The organism is Bradyrhizobium sp. 482_C4_N1_8, from assembly GCF_052075965.1.
Lineage (GTDB): Bacteria > Pseudomonadota > Alphaproteobacteria > Rhizobiales > Xanthobacteraceae > Bradyrhizobium > Bradyrhizobium barranii.
Map to the genome: position 1 here is coordinate 5,859,744 of NZ_CP197231.1, position 13,691 is coordinate 5,873,434.

The following is a 13,691-nucleotide window of genomic DNA, read 5'->3' on the forward strand; positions in this document are numbered from 1 at the left end:
GCCATGAAACGACAGATGCATCTCGGCCTGTTCATCCTGGGCACCGGCAGTCATGTCGCGGGCTGGCGCTATCCCGGCGCGGTCGACAGCTTCCAGGACTTTGCCTCGATCCAGCAGATCGGCCGCACTGCCGAGCATGGCAAGTTCGACCTGATCTTCATGGGCGACAATCTCTATGCCGATGCGGCCGCCCATCCCTCCTACACGCTGCGGCTTGAGCCGCTGACCATGCTGGCCGCACTCGCGACCTCGACCAGCCACATCGGCCTCGGCGCGACCGTCTCCACCACCTACAGCGATCCATTCTCGGTCGCGCGCGTTTTTGCATCCCTCGATCACATCTCGAAAGGCCGCGCGGCGTGGAACGCGGTGACGACCGCCAATCCGGCAACGGCGGCGAATTTCGGCACCACCCATCCCGACCACGCTCGCCGCTACGAGATGGCCGGCGAGTTCCTGGACGTGGTCAAAGGCCTGTGGGACGGCTGGGCGGACGACGCCATTGTCGCCGACCGCACCAGCGGCGTCTACATTGATCCGGCGAAGCTGCGCGCGATCGACCATGACGGCGCGTTCTTCAAGGTGAAGGGCCCGCTCAACATCGGCCGCAGCCCGCAAGGCCGCCCCGTCGTGCTGCAAGCCGGCGGCTCCGAGGCCGGCCAGGCGCTTGCCGCGCGGACCGCCGATATCGTGTTCTCGGTGGTGCAGGACATCGAGGAAGCCAAGGCCGGCTATGCCTCGCTGAAGACGCGGCTGCCGGCGTTCGACCGCAGGCCGGAGGATGTCACGGTGCTGCCGGGCGTGATGCCCGTCGTCGGGCGCACCGACAAGGAGGCGTTCGAGAAGCTCAACGTGCTCCAGAGCTTTGTCAGCGGCAGCAACGCACTCGCCATCCTGTCCGACCGCTTCGGCCAGGACATGTCGGCCTACGATCTCGACGGACCGATCCCGGACATCTCGCCGTCCGACAGCTATCACAGCTTCGCCAGCGTCATGCTCGCCAAGGGCCGCCGCGAGAACATGACGCTGCGCGACCTCTACAATCTCACCGCCGCCGCCCGCGGCCATTGGGTGCTGTGCGGCTCCGCCGAGCGCATCGCCGACACGCTCCAGCTCTGGTTCGAGGAACACGCCGCCGACGGCTTCAACGTCATGCCGCCCTATTTCCACGAAGGGTTCGAGGATTTCGTCCAGCTCGTGGTTCCTCTTCTGCAGGAACGCGGTCTGTTCCGCGCTGAGTATGAAGGCACAACATTGCGCGATCACCTCGGCCTGCAGAGGCCCGGGAATGCGTTCTTCGAGCCCTAGAGTTCGATGCAGATCGCAGACCTTCCGCACCAAGGTTGCGTAGGATCCATTCCCGCGACCTACTTGCGCTTTCCTCTTGGGCCAGACGCGCAACTTCTGCGGAGTCATATCAATACAAGATATCGACCCACACTGGCCTTCAAAGGATTTTTCTTGGTCTATCGGTGCACACGTCGTGCACACACCGGCTTCTAACCAATTGAAAAACTTGGGGTCTCGTTCCAATCCATCATGGGCAAGTTTGAGCTAGCTTCAGACGAACGGCGCAAATCAGAGAAAGCTTCATCAAATAGCTAGTCCGCGCTCCGTCGCTAGCCTTGCATCGACGCCTGGCAGCTTTTTTGGGGATCCGCCACGAGAACGTGCTTGGCAACGGCCGACGGAGGTAGCCGCACGTATGACCACAGGGAAGCAGGCTAGCTGTATCCTGGCGCGAATGAGACACACACCCGCGTTCTCGCGGCAGATTTCTCCCGAGCTTTGCATCTCCGCCTGCCCTCTCAGTCAAGAGGGCGCAGGGAAGGTCGGTGCCGGCTGGCACCCGCGGTCCGCTGCGCGAAAGGACACGCAGGAAGAACCGCACAGCAGCATACAGGTGAAGCCCAACACACAGCCTTCCCTGCGCAGTGGTCGGACGGCTTATGCCGCGCTCTCCCGGGAGCCGAGTTCCTTCTGGCCTCCCTCGCCCCAGCGAAATTCACCGGCATCGCGCCGGTTGACGCGATTGTCGCCTCCGCAAGAGCTTGCAACGACGGCCAGGACCACACGTCTATATTTTGGCGTTCGGTGAAACACGCTGAAACTGGGAAAACTCTTTAAAACGAGTGCTTTTCGACTAGCCTGATGCGGGCTGTTTCAGCGGGCTTCACCAAAATAAGGGCCCGGCCCTAAGCCTTTCAGCGTCCGCACGACAAACTGAAAGCCTCAAAGCCGAGCCCTTTGGTCCCAAGCCTTAGGAGCCGAAACCACATGGATACTACCATTGTCCCCTCCCCCGCCGGCAAGCGGGGCCGCAACAGCAGCGTCATTCTGACCGACCGCATGTGCGAGAAACGCGTTGCCAAACGGACCAAGCTCTACGACCGTAAGTGCCCTGGTCTGTACGTAAGCATCACCACGACCGGGGTGGCAACCTTCTCGTTCAAGTTCACCGACCGGGAGACCGGCAAGCAACGCACCGGCTGGCTTGGCGTCTACAATGCTGAGACCTTCACGGTCGAGGACGCCCGTAGCAAGGTCTACGGCCTCAGGGCCAGGGGTGGCGAGGCGCTTGCCGAGACCTTCCGCGACCAGAAAGCTGCGAAGGCGAAGCGCGGCAAGACCGTCGCCGAGATCATCGACGAGCGCATCGCGTGGATGAAGACGTTGGTCAAGAAGCCCGATGGCGAGATGCGCCCCCGGCTCGAAAGCTGGCAAAACACCGCGAGCCACCTCGACCGCCTCATCCGCCCACGCCTCGGCAAGAAGCTGGCCATGGAGGTCACCAAGCACGACATCGCCACACTCTCGAACGACATCGTCGCGGCAAGTTCGGCAAGCCCTCGGTCAGCAACGCGCGCCATATGCGCAAGGCGGCCTCGGGCCTGTTCACCTGGGCGGCGGAGGCAGGCCGCGACTATGTGACCGCCAGCCCCTGCGTCAACCTGCCAAAACTCGATCCCGAACATCCCCGCACCCGGGTCCTCTCCGAAGACGAGATCAAGACGTTCTGGCACGGACTGGACCGCAACGACCTTCCCTATGACCGCCGGACCCGGCTCGCACTCAAGTTCGAACTGGTCACCATGCTGCGCTCGCGCGAACTGCTCGGCGCGCATCGGGATGAGCTGTTTGACCTCGACGGCGAGCATCCGCGCTTCGACGTGCCGCTCAAGCGGGTCAAGAAGCGGCGGGTGATCCAGCAACCGTTATCCGATCTGGCGGTCGAGATCACCAAGGAGGCGCTCGCCTCGGATGATCAGCAATTTGTTTTCGAGAGCCCGATGTACAAGGGCCAGCCAGTTCACCGTAAAGCGATGGCCGACGCACTGCGTGGCACCAAGCACGAGAAGAACAAGGACAAGTCGAAGACCGCCGGTCTCTGCGAGCTGCTCGGTCTCAAGCCGTTCACGCCGCATGATCTGCGCCGGACGGCGGCAACGTTGGCGGTCGACCTTGGCTTTGACGATGCATGGATCGCAAAGTGCCTCGATCACGCCGCGAGCAAGAAATCGGAGCAGATCGTGCCCACCTTGACGGGGAAGGTCTACAATCACTCCAAGCGGATGAAGGAGAAGCGCGCGGTACTGGACGGCGTCGCGGCCGAGCTGCGGCGGATCGTCGGCGGGCCTGTCCCTAAGGCCCTGGCGCAGGAGGGGCCACGGCTCGCCGCCTGATTGCATCTGCCGACCGATTCTGAGTTAGGTCACAGCTCCCGCGGGCCTCTCTTCCCCTGCGCAGGAACGTACACAGCCAAAAAATGCTTTACAAATCAATGCGCAGGGCCAGTCGTGTATGGTCGGTGTCAAAAAGCGCCGCAAGTCCTGCACACCCCGTAGGGGGGCGGCCCGACGGCGTCCCGCAGCCCGAAATCCGCGACCTACGCCGGCTGCGCCGGTACAAGGCACCGCGCGCGCCGCGCCTGCGCGTGTTGGTGCGATGGGCCTTGAAGTGCAACAGCGCCGAGCAGCTCGGCCATCGTATTCCAGCGCTATGAGCGCCAGCAACGACGCCACGGCATCGAGCCGGCCGACACCCGCGCCGAGGCCAAGTTCGCCGAACAACTCGACAAACCGTTAGCCGATAGGCCAGACCAGCAAGGGGCGAACGTCACTGCAAATCGCGGTAGAGTCCAATCCCGATCATGAGCAGCGAGGCAGCTGCAAGAACTAGCGGGCAGATAAGCGGCAGCTTTTCCAGCACAGCGATAACGGCTGGCCGTCCGATAACAGTTCTTTTCACACGCGCGAAGCGCCAGCCTGCGACACCCATTCGGACGACTCCGTTTGGCCCCCAGCAGCGGCGGTCTGACTACTATCAGCGCGAAAGCGCTCGCCTGGCTAGGACTGGTCGGGCCGGAACCAAAGTGAAGGTAAAGAAATCCTTTCAACTTTGATGCGGGCCATCGTTGGCGCAAGCTCACAAACTTTTGGCGTGAATTACCAAGATAGAAATCGGCCTTTCTATTACGGCGTTCCAGTCGGCCCAACGAGCGGCGACCAAGGATCGATGACCAACCAACCACCATTGCGCGTCTTTTTCAGTTGCTTATTTTGCGGGGCGCTTCATAGCGCGATCCAAATAATGCGGCCGGTCGTGGGAAACGGACGCTTCGATTGTGAAGCGTGTGGGCGGTCCCTTCATCGATGGTGGAGCCGATACGACTTTACAGATTGGAAAGGGCCGCTCGACCCGTAAGGCCTCACCGGGTTACCGCACCTCGTCGGCCCCGCTAAAATGCGCCCATGACCGAACTCGGATTAGAGCCGGAGGTGATCCACTCACAGCCTAGGCGGAAAACCGCTGAACAACCTAACCTACTGATTGGGCCAGCGATTGTGAGCCCCACGACGTGCGTCAACTGTGACGATCACGGCTGGGTACCGGGACAGAACATCACCCTGATCAGATTTGGGCGACACAATCAATGAAGGTTGGCCCGAACGCTTCTTGCAATGCGCGCGAATGCGATCGGCCTTCAAAGAATCAAAAAGAACTTAGGAGCCAGTGAGCCCTTCTCACGTTGTTGAGGAAACAACCCAAGGAGGAACTCATGCGTCGCATCGCACTTGCAGCGATCGTTCTTGCCGCTGGCTTTACGCCGGTCATAGCTCAACAGAGCTCGCCATCGCAAAACCTGCAAAACGAAGCCGATAAAGGCATCAAGACTCACAACTCCGGTGCGTCGGGCTACGTCGGTGAACAGGACAGGCCAGGTTCCGCGGCGCAAGCGCCGGGCAGCAACTCCGGTCGCGCCGATTCCACGGCGACGGCGCCTAGCGCTCAGAATTCCGGGACCGGAATTGCCGGAGCACCTGGTAGCGAAAGCGGTCCCTCTCCCACCGGTACCGTGGGTCAGAACATGTCGACCCAGCAACAGGACTCATCCAATGTCAAAGGTCTGCCGGGAAACAAGAGCGGCCCGCCCGCCAAACGTTGACGGCTCGTTGCTCGAAGGCGCGTGGCGCAATCGCCACGCGCCCTGATTGCTCATATACCGGCAAATTATCGGTCATGCCGGGCGGAAGTTCATCTGCTTGCGACCGTTCCGCCAGAAGCTGTTTCTCGGCTTCAAACCAGAAGGCCTCCATGTCCCCGTTTGGCTCGCCCGCTGCACGCCAAAGCTCGTAGGCACGAATACGAATGTCTTCCTGACTTAAGTTTGGCATCGGTCGCTCCTCCTATTGCGCAAACCTTGCTCTAAAAGTTCTCGCGATCGATCTTCAGTGCCGCCGGAAAAGGTATCGACGCTTAAGTCTTGCGGTTGTCGTCCGAGCGGCATACTCGATGCGATCTATGTCGGCGTTATCGGCCGCAGTAACGTCCAAACGCCAATTCATGTCGTTCGGATAACCTTCGTCGCATTCGATTTCGACCGCGATGACTAATTCGCCCCCCGGAAAGCTCCGGATCTCCCGCAGTGCTATCAGCTCCAGATCCTTCCTTGACACGCTGATCATTGCGAGGCTCCGCCCGCCATTTCCTCCGACAATACGTTGTGTTATTGCCTCGTTCCTAAAGTGTGAGACGAACAGCATGCCGTCTTGTCGCACTGTCAGGCACAGCAGACCCCCTCAGTTCTGGAGGAACCAGGCTCTCCGCGGTTCATTGTCGCTCGAGGAGGACGCCATGACTGACACGCCATCCCAAACCCAAACCTCAACTTTCGCTGCCGCCAACGAAACGGTCCGCGAGGTCGCACGCGATGTCCGCGAGGGGCTCGGCGACGGCAAGCCGCCTGGCCAGTGGAAGGCTATCGTCAGCGACCTAACGCGCGAGGCTCCGCTCGCATCGCTCGGAATCGCCTTCCTGATTGGATATGTATTGGCGCGCCGTTGATCGCTCTCCGCTCTTGGCGTCGAGGAGGAGGAACGTGCGGCCCTTCGAAGCCGAGGCCGCAGCCAACGGCAAGAACGCCGAATGCGTCAAAGCGCGCTGGCCAATTTCCACGATAACCGCGGCACAGCCGCGACGCTGCTCGCTGAGGCCGGCGCAGAGATCGCCGAGGCGCTATGCTGGAGCGTCGACAAGGCGCAGAAGGTGATCGATCTCTACCTCGCCAGACGTGGCGTGCTGGCGGCCAATGCAATTTCGAGATCGAAAGACTGCACCACCGGAGTAGAAGCCAAGCAGCGGCTGCTGGAGGCGAATATGATTTGTGCCTTCGGTTTTGCGGCTTCTACGGCGTGATGCGTCGCAGCGATGGCGTCTGGTGCGCTCTAAACACTCTTGGAACCACCCATCGGACCATCGGTATGCATTCACCTTTGTTCTGCACGTGGATGCGCGTGCAGGAACACAGGCCGATGAGTTCGCATTGTCCATCAGTTTCATTTGTGCGTGAGGCCGATCATGCAAGTTCTTTGTAGAATGATCGCGATTGCAACAATCCCAGCTTGGATGGCGATCTACTCAACTCCTGCTGTCGGACAAAACTTCGATGACAGGTGGTCCATCATTCCAAGAGCTCACGCGGAGCCAGCTCCTGAAGGAAGCGACCAGACAAAGAAGGACGAAACGCAAACGCAACCTTCGACCACACAGCAAACGCAACCTCAGACTTCGGAAGAGCCCTCGAAAGATCGTTCAAGAGCTCAATCTCAGAATCGAGTCTTCTCCGGCACGGCCTCCTACTATTCTTATGCCAAAGGCAAGACAGCGAGCGGTTCATCGTTTGATCGTAATCGGCTAACAGCAGCGCACCGCCGCCTGCCCTTCGGTACCAAGTTGCGCGTCACCCACGGAAGCCGAAGCGTCATCGTCATAGTCAATGACCGCGGTCCGTTCGTCCGCGGTCGTGTCCTCGACCTTTCGTTGGCCGCGGCGCGGAGCTTGGGTATTACGGATCGTGGCGTGGCTCAGGTTCATGCGGAGGTGTTGTGAACATTCGACCACTCGAGGAGTATCGGACAGATCGCTTGTGCAGATAGATAGGTGACGAGCTACCAGCACCGCGCACACATCACCGCCGCGCGGGCGGCCAATGGGATACGCCGATGAAGCACACCGAAGAACGACCCTATGCTGACCCGGAAGCGGCCGCGCGCAAGCTCGTCGAGCTCGCAGCGAGCGTCGACCCTGTCCAGGACGGCCGGATCTATATCGAGAGGATCAACGCGCCCTTCTTGTTCAAGCTGAAGGGCAGCGGCAGCGAATTCGGCGCCGGGCTCAAACACGCGATCGAGCGCGGCTGGCTCCAGATGCACGAGAGCGGGACTTACGTGCGCTTGCTAGGCCCGGGCGGCCTACTCACTCAATAGATCAGGGTAAAGGACAACCAGCCCGAGAGAAGCGCGCAAAAACCAATTCCCACATAAGGCAATGCAAGGCGCATCGGGTATTCCCTCCGAGACGCGAAATATGCCGTCAGTCTTTCATGGCGGTCGGCCGACGACAACGAATCTGAAGTTGTATTCTTGCGCTTCTTGCGCCGCGCGCCACCTGCAGCATGAAAGAGGCCGCCAACCGAGGCGGCCTGCCTTAATGCCTGCTGATCGGCTCAAATCTATCGAGCCTGGTTGCGCCTTCCCAAAGCTCTACCGTGTACCCGTCTACAAGCAATTTGGCTCGCTCCCTAGCCTCCGCCTCATCGTGTACCTCAAGGTCAACTCGGAGCGTTATGTGCCCCTCATCATCGATTATGTATGCGCGAAACTCTCGCATGACTCCGCCCAAAACACCGCCTCGTTCCGAAGCAGGAACGCTATCGAAATTAGGCGACAATTTCAAACTAGGCCACTGAGCCCGGAAACCGGCTAATGAACAAAAATGAGGTACAGGAGGGCTGCCGCCAGCAGGACGCCCAAAACCGTATTGGCATTGGGACCCATCTTTGAATCCTCTGCCCGTGGAGGCCCCAGCATCGGGCCGGGGGGCGTAATGATGCTGGGGCTTCCGGACAGGCTTCTGTCTCGTGGGACCGAGACCGTCACCGCATAACACAAGCCGGGCGCGACATAGACGTTCCCAGCCAAGTTCTAAATCTCCCCTGCGTGTGGCTGTTTCACACAGCGCTCGCTCGGCCGATCGGGGTCCAGCTTGGTGCTACCCCTGCACCGTTGACGTTTTGCGCCGCGGGGATTCTGCCGAGCCAGGAACATCGTGGTTTTTGCCAAGTTTTCCCGACGCCATCGGGCTCGCCGAAGGCAACCTCTAGGCCCCGGCTCATCCCCATTTGGGCTGGGGCCCTTTTTTGGGAATTGTATAGGCGCCCGCACGACGAAAAGTTTCGCAAGAGTTCCTTCACCTTGATCTAGGGATACGGCCGGTGGGCAATAGCGGGAGATCGCTTCGCATGGAAGATGGCGCTCAGCCGTTACCTCGGATGCGAGATACACGAAAATGTCGGGCATAACTTTCGTTGTTTACAATCCGCCCCAGCTGGGGCTCCCGTACCTTGCCGTGATGATTGCACCGAACGGCGAAGTCGTAGCGGTGCCATTCGAAACTCCAGCAGAGGCCGAAAACCACAACATTGAGAGCGCTGCCAAGACTACGCGCTATGCGCCCGCGAGCAGTCGCGAATGACGCCCGCCATCTTGGGGCCAGCGCTACTCGTTAAGCAAACACGCGCAGCCTCGGCTTCGGGACGGGGCCGTGTGGGAGATGCACGGCCTTGTGCTTGGGGTGAGGGCCCGCCAGCTCAGCCAGCCCCGGCGGGCCTTCCCTCACCACGACGCGCAGTGGCTCGCGTTCGTTCCGCGGACCAAGGGATTGATAATTTGCGACGCGCTTGGATGCCGCTTTGATCGCGGCATGCTTTGCCCTACCCGCCGCCACACGCCTACGCACCCCGACGGGCGACCACTCAAGATCACCTTCGGCGAGATGCGCGAGATGGGCTTGCGTGGCGTCCTCATCTATTGCCACTGCGGCCATCACGTTGCTTTCGGCACCGATCGCTGGCCCGACGATGTCCGGCTGTCAGATGTCGAGCCGCGCTTCGTCTGCACCGCCTGCGGCGGGCGCGGCGCAGACGTACGACCGGACTTCAACTGGAACGCCAAAGGGCCAATCGGTGGCATGGGGTATCGGTAGGCACCGTTTGGAACAAAGGGCCATCCAGCTATAATCGCTGACGATTCTTCATGGAGGCTCATTCAGCTGAAATGGCAAAGGCATCTAAGCTCGTTGCAGCCAAACGTGGCAAAGTTCTTTTGGTGAGGCGCCGGAGCGATGGTTTGTGGATGTTTCCCGGCGGCCGGAAGCGGTCGCGAGAAACCGAAAAGGATTGCTTGCGACGGGAGATCAAGGAGGAGTTGCCGCGGCTGAAGCTCGGCCGGCTGAGCCTCTGGAGAGAGGTGAAGATCAAGAACAAGTACTCCGGCCGCAAGATGAGCGACGCGATCTTCATCGCCAAGGGAGCCAAGGGCAGGCTCGAGATCGGCGACAAGAAGGAGATCGACCGCGCCGTTTGGCAAAAGCCCCGTGGGGTGCGCCTGACGCCAACATCACGCTTTATTCGCGACCGGCTATTTCCGAGAAAATCGAAACGGTGAATGACTGGCCGAGGATGGCGTCGGCCTTTCGAGGATCCCATCTGTATCGGCGACCGCGTACTGCGACGCTGCTCGACGCCGGCGAATACATTGCCGCACTGCCGAAGAAAGAGCACGCCGCGCCGGAATGGCAAGCAGCGATGGAAGCCTTGATCCTGGTGGCGGAAGGTGGCGGCCCGACGATGTTTGCCCGCATCGGGGTCGTGCGAGCCCTAAACCGGCACTACGTCCCAGAGCTCAACCCGAAGGGCAAAGAGCCGCACTGGGGGTGGCGGAAGCTGAAGAGGGATCAATGAACCGAGGCCGCCAATTGAGGCGGCCTCTATCCGGATCTTAACGTGAGGCAGAATGGTACAGATACCCCTGCGGGTGTCCTAATTAGGACAGCGCCGTATGACTTCCTTGAGCAAGCGCAACGGATGCTAAAGCCCGAGGTCGGATAGGCTGGGATGATCCGCGGGACGCGGGGCGCTACGGTCCCAATGATACTTGCGCTCCGATGCCTTGATTGGGAGGTCGTTGATGCACGCGAACCTGCGTCGCATCAGTCCATCTTCGTTGAACTCCCAGTTCTCGTTCCCGTACGAGCGGAACCAATTTTCCGAGTCGTCGTGCCATTCGTACGCGAAGCGAACGGCGATCCGATTTTCATTGAAGGCCCAGAGCTCCTTTATGAGCCGATAATCCAACTCCTTAGTCCACTTCCTAGTAAGAAACGCGACGACTTCCGCGCGTCCTTTCGCGAACTCGGCCCGATTTCTCCAATAGGTATCGGTCGAGTACGCCAAGGCGACCTTTTCTGGGTTGCACGAATTCCAGCCATCCTCGGCCTGCCGTACCTTGATGATGGCGGTTTCACGTGTGAACGGGGGAAAAGGGGGGCGGCTCTCGGACATTTGGGGCTCCATTGGCGAGATTAACTAGAGACCTTCACAACAGTTACTGTAGTGGCATCAGGGCGGCCGTCGAGAACCGACCTTGCAAATTTGCACGATCCTTTTTGACGCACCCTGTTACCACATTGTCCCGACTTGGCGTCGGGCACGGTGTGCAATCAAGAAGCTGCTCTGGCGGCTAAGCGGAGCCCTCCTTCAGCACGTGCATTTAACAAACTGCCTGTTTTTCCCGGTGTATCACAACCACGTGCACGAAATTCTTTGATGAGCCCACGAAACACAGTGGAAACACGCCAGGCCTAACGCTCCCCGCTTGGAATTGAAGAGGGGAGTTCCAAATGACGATTTTCGAAGTGATTGCTGTCGCACTTTCCGCCGGCGTTCTGCTTTCGGCATATGCCTCAGACCTGGGCGCTGACGTTGTCCTAGCGATTGTCTCCTGCCTTACGTGATGAGAAGGCCCGCCAGCGTGAACCGGCGAGCGCAGTCACAACCTGTGGCACGCCCATTGCAAAATTAGCGCTAACTGGGATTTCAGTGCTCAGTTTGAGAATGAGACGCTGCCGGGACATGTATTTCGAGCTCGGCAGCGTTCTATTTTGAGACTAGTGGGACAGCCAGCCATGCGTCATCATCCACTGGTGGGCTCCCGGGAGTGCTAGGCCCGCCAGCGTGCACTGGTGGCCCCTGAAACCTTCCTAGGTTTCGTGCGTAGGACCTATATCCGAGGTTTTTGTTAGGTCCCATCTCGGGGCTGGAAATGAACACCGCCGCCGGGACATGTATTTGAGCCCGGTGGCGTATTTCCTTCTCTGCTTCCTTCTTCTCCTAGCATGCCGTCAGTCGCTCCCAGTCACGCTTCCTGTGCGTTCAGCGCCGCCGCTTCATGCTGCCCCTGCTTGAACCCGGCTCCTACGCCCGACTCTACTCGGATCTGCTCCTAGATGCCGGCGCCGGTGAAGGCGGCGAAGGTGTCGCGAACACGCGCGGACATAGCCGACCAAGATCCCGCCGTCTCGATGAAGCTGCCGAAACCAGGCCCTGTCGCTGCACCTCATGCAGGCTGCGCTCTCGCCGACACCGACGTCCAGTTTAGCGAGAGTTCTGAGATCGACGGGGGCGAGATGTTTGCCCATGCTTGCAAGGTCGGGCTCGAAGCCGTCGTCTCCAAGTGCGTGACAGCAATTGTCCGTCGCGAAGCTGAATTGAGGGTCGGCCAAAAGATGCACGCGGCTTTCGAAGCCTCTGCAAGTCTAATGGCTGGAGCTTCGGGCAATGAAATAGTCCGTCAGTATCGACGGCATGTCGCGGCGAATGCGAAGCGACTGGGCGGGCTCAATTCGGGTCGGAGTCGAAAACGTGCGCTCAGGCGGATCGCTGTCCAGACGGAACTAGCTTAACGGCATTAGGTGAGAGAAACTGACGGATTAAAAGCCGTCAAAGACGTTCGAAGTTGCAAAGGTGCGACAGGGGATCAACGAACATGAGATGTCGGCCTCAGTAAGTGGGACTTTCGGAACGTCGCGCTGCATAGCAGGTTGTCGTCTGGCAACGACCTTGGTCGATCGTCATCCTTGGAGTGTCAGATGAGCAAACGTAAACCGGCAACGGCGTCAAAGCACGCCCGCCGCCCGAGAATGGTCGCGAAGGCCCAACGGACTGCGCAAGCTATTATCAGAAGCCCGAAAGCGGGCGTTCCGCCCGTGAGCGCAGATTCGCAGCAAGACGCCCTCCCCGTTAGGAATCCGCTTCTTGTCACGGATGCAGCCCTACAAAATGACTCCAAACAGATGACGGAAAACAATTCAAAGAGAGGGGTTGATATTCTTTCTTCAGCCAACGCAAACGTGCGAGCTTATCAAGCGCAGCTACTGGAAATGGCACAAACCAACATGCAATTTGCTTTTGAATTCGCTCAAAGGCTTGCGATGATTAAGGCGCCCCTTGAATTTCCCGGTGTAATCGCAGAATTCACAAACAAGCGGATCGCCATGTTCCGGAAGCATTCCTCGGAGATGGCTGAACTAAGTACCAAATCGTGGACTTTCTAAAAGCCAAGCTCACCCCAATTAAGGACGTTTCCGCTCTGCACCGATAGCGGCCTTTCGGATAGTTACTATTGGCCCATGCCCGAACCAGCGTGTTCAGAGATGCTTCTGAACCCGAAGCGGGACGACGAGAGTAGTATCAGGCTCTACGTCAGACGTATCCACTGACGCGCAACACCCGCATTGAATAGATCAGCTCTTCAATTCCAGCGAGAAACGACTGCGAGAACTGCGCATGCCGGAAGGCTTTCGGGGTGGAGGTCGACAAGAACGGCTGGCGCCCACTGAGGCGCGTGTACGGGTGAGTGGCCCCAAGCGCCTCCGGGGCTCGAGAGGAGCGGAGACGCCGGGACCGCCACGACGCACCGGCTCAAGGCTGGGCGTCGGTAGATATTCTCCGCCCCTGGATTCATCGCAGGCTCTAACAAATGTTGAGCGTTCGAGATTAACTTTGCCGAGAACTCTTCTCTCATGTCGGCGCACGAGCCAACCGTCTATCTGGTCGCCAACGACTTTGGACAGGCTGGCCGTGCCTGGCGCGAAGCCGACCTTGAGACTACGAATCTTGAAACCGTCATTCAAGATCTCCTCGTCGGCGATATTGCAGGTCGATCAAGGTCGTCGCCGTCAACATGGAGAGCGCTGGTCCGAGAGGGATGTTGCATCGCTGCAATCTGCAACTGAGCGACGTCCCGTCGTATCTCAGGAGTTCATAAGCCTGCGCCTCGTATAGCGATGGCCTT

Annotated in this window: 16 protein-coding genes; 12 read left to right on the forward strand and 4 right to left on the reverse strand. The window is 59.6% G+C overall.

Annotated elements, in window-relative coordinates:
* The first annotated feature begins 3 nt into the window (after window positions 1–3).
* The 3 genes from AB7Z56_RS28305 to AB7Z56_RS28315 all read left to right on the forward strand — a co-directional run bounded on the left by AB7Z56_RS28305 (window position 4) and on the right by AB7Z56_RS28315 (window position 3,683).
* Window positions 4–1,308 carry an LLM class flavin-dependent oxidoreductase gene (locus AB7Z56_RS28305; protein ID WP_231144546.1) on the forward strand — a complete coding sequence of 435 codons (1,305 nt, stop codon included), beginning with the start codon at window positions 4–6 and terminating at the stop codon, window positions 1,306–1,308.
* A 969-nt stretch (window positions 1,309–2,277) separates the two neighbouring features.
* On the forward strand, window positions 2,278–2,931 hold the full coding sequence (locus AB7Z56_RS28310; protein ID WP_283018614.1) for an Arm DNA-binding domain-containing protein: 654 nt from the start codon (window positions 2,278–2,280) through the stop codon (window positions 2,929–2,931).
* Complete coding sequence (locus AB7Z56_RS28315; protein ID WP_441256616.1) at window positions 2,871–3,683, forward strand: site-specific integrase; 813 nt, start codon at window positions 2,871–2,873, stop codon at window positions 3,681–3,683. Before AB7Z56_RS28310 ends, AB7Z56_RS28315 begins: the two co-directional genes overlap by 61 nt.
* 433 nt (window positions 3,684–4,116) lie before the next feature.
* Here the strand turns inward: AB7Z56_RS28315 and AB7Z56_RS28320 are convergent, their stop codons facing one another.
* Complete coding sequence (locus tag AB7Z56_RS28320; protein WP_187387746.1) at window positions 4,117–4,278, reverse strand: hypothetical protein; 162 nt, start codon at window positions 4,276–4,278, stop codon at window positions 4,117–4,119.
* A 781-nt stretch (window positions 4,279–5,059) separates the two neighbouring features.
* Between AB7Z56_RS28320 and AB7Z56_RS28325 the strand changes: the two genes are divergently transcribed.
* Entirely contained in the window at window positions 5,060–5,446 is a 387-nt protein-coding gene (locus AB7Z56_RS28325; protein WP_080669720.1) for a hypothetical protein, read from the forward strand.
* Here AB7Z56_RS28325 and AB7Z56_RS28330 read toward each other — a convergent pair.
* Both AB7Z56_RS28330 and AB7Z56_RS28335 read right to left on the reverse strand, forming a co-directional pair.
* Complete coding sequence (locus tag AB7Z56_RS28330) at window positions 5,400–5,675, reverse strand: DUF2934 domain-containing protein (RefSeq protein ID WP_063984129.1); 276 nt, start codon at window positions 5,673–5,675, stop codon at window positions 5,400–5,402. The two genes, AB7Z56_RS28325 and AB7Z56_RS28330, sit on opposite strands and share 47 nt — an antisense overlap.
* A gap of 54 nt (window positions 5,676–5,729) precedes the next feature.
* The gene (locus AB7Z56_RS28335; protein ID WP_441256617.1) at window positions 5,730–5,966 is read right to left on the reverse strand and encodes a hypothetical protein; all 237 of its coding nucleotides are present in this window, start codon (window positions 5,964–5,966) and stop codon (window positions 5,730–5,732) included.
* A 169-nt stretch (window positions 5,967–6,135) separates the two neighbouring features.
* On the opposite strand from AB7Z56_RS28335, the gene AB7Z56_RS28340 reads away from it, so the two are divergent.
* From AB7Z56_RS28340 to AB7Z56_RS28370, 7 genes are all read left to right on the forward strand, one after another.
* On the forward strand, window positions 6,136–6,345 hold the full coding sequence (locus tag AB7Z56_RS28340; RefSeq protein ID WP_028160561.1) for a hypothetical protein: 210 nt from the start codon (window positions 6,136–6,138) through the stop codon (window positions 6,343–6,345).
* A gap of 81 nt (window positions 6,346–6,426) precedes the next feature.
* On the forward strand, window positions 6,427–6,696 hold the full coding sequence (locus tag AB7Z56_RS28345; RefSeq protein WP_441256618.1) for a hypothetical protein: 270 nt from the start codon (window positions 6,427–6,429) through the stop codon (window positions 6,694–6,696).
* A 162-nt stretch (window positions 6,697–6,858) separates the two neighbouring features.
* Complete coding sequence (locus AB7Z56_RS28350; protein WP_245285773.1) at window positions 6,859–7,389, forward strand: septal ring lytic transglycosylase RlpA family protein; 531 nt, start codon at window positions 6,859–6,861, stop codon at window positions 7,387–7,389.
* A 113-nt stretch (window positions 7,390–7,502) separates the two neighbouring features.
* The gene (locus AB7Z56_RS28355; protein WP_063984131.1) at window positions 7,503–7,766 is read left to right on the forward strand and encodes a hypothetical protein; all 264 of its coding nucleotides are present in this window, start codon (window positions 7,503–7,505) and stop codon (window positions 7,764–7,766) included.
* Between the two features lie 1,495 nt (window positions 7,767–9,261).
* Window positions 9,262–9,543, forward strand: coding sequence for a hypothetical protein (locus AB7Z56_RS28360; protein ID WP_063986488.1), 282 nt, complete (start codon window positions 9,262–9,264; stop codon window positions 9,541–9,543).
* A 71-nt stretch (window positions 9,544–9,614) separates the two neighbouring features.
* Window positions 9,615–10,004 carry an NUDIX hydrolase gene (locus AB7Z56_RS28365; RefSeq protein WP_441256847.1) on the forward strand — a complete coding sequence of 130 codons (390 nt, stop codon included), beginning with the start codon at window positions 9,615–9,617 and terminating at the stop codon, window positions 10,002–10,004.
* A 14-nt stretch (window positions 10,005–10,018) separates the two neighbouring features.
* The gene (locus AB7Z56_RS28370) at window positions 10,019–10,300 is read left to right on the forward strand and encodes a hypothetical protein (RefSeq protein ID WP_441256619.1); all 282 of its coding nucleotides are present in this window, start codon (window positions 10,019–10,021) and stop codon (window positions 10,298–10,300) included.
* 126 nt (window positions 10,301–10,426) lie between these two features.
* On the opposite strand, the gene AB7Z56_RS28375 is transcribed toward AB7Z56_RS28370, so the two are convergent.
* Complete coding sequence (locus tag AB7Z56_RS28375) at window positions 10,427–10,900, reverse strand: nuclear transport factor 2 family protein (protein WP_063986489.1); 474 nt, start codon at window positions 10,898–10,900, stop codon at window positions 10,427–10,429.
* A gap of 1,586 nt (window positions 10,901–12,486) precedes the next feature.
* On the opposite strand from AB7Z56_RS28375, the gene AB7Z56_RS28380 reads away from it, so the two are divergent.
* Window positions 12,487–12,951 carry a Phasin protein gene (locus AB7Z56_RS28380; protein WP_441256620.1) on the forward strand — a complete coding sequence of 155 codons (465 nt, stop codon included), beginning with the start codon at window positions 12,487–12,489 and terminating at the stop codon, window positions 12,949–12,951.
* Window positions 12,952–13,691: the final 740 nt, after the last annotated feature.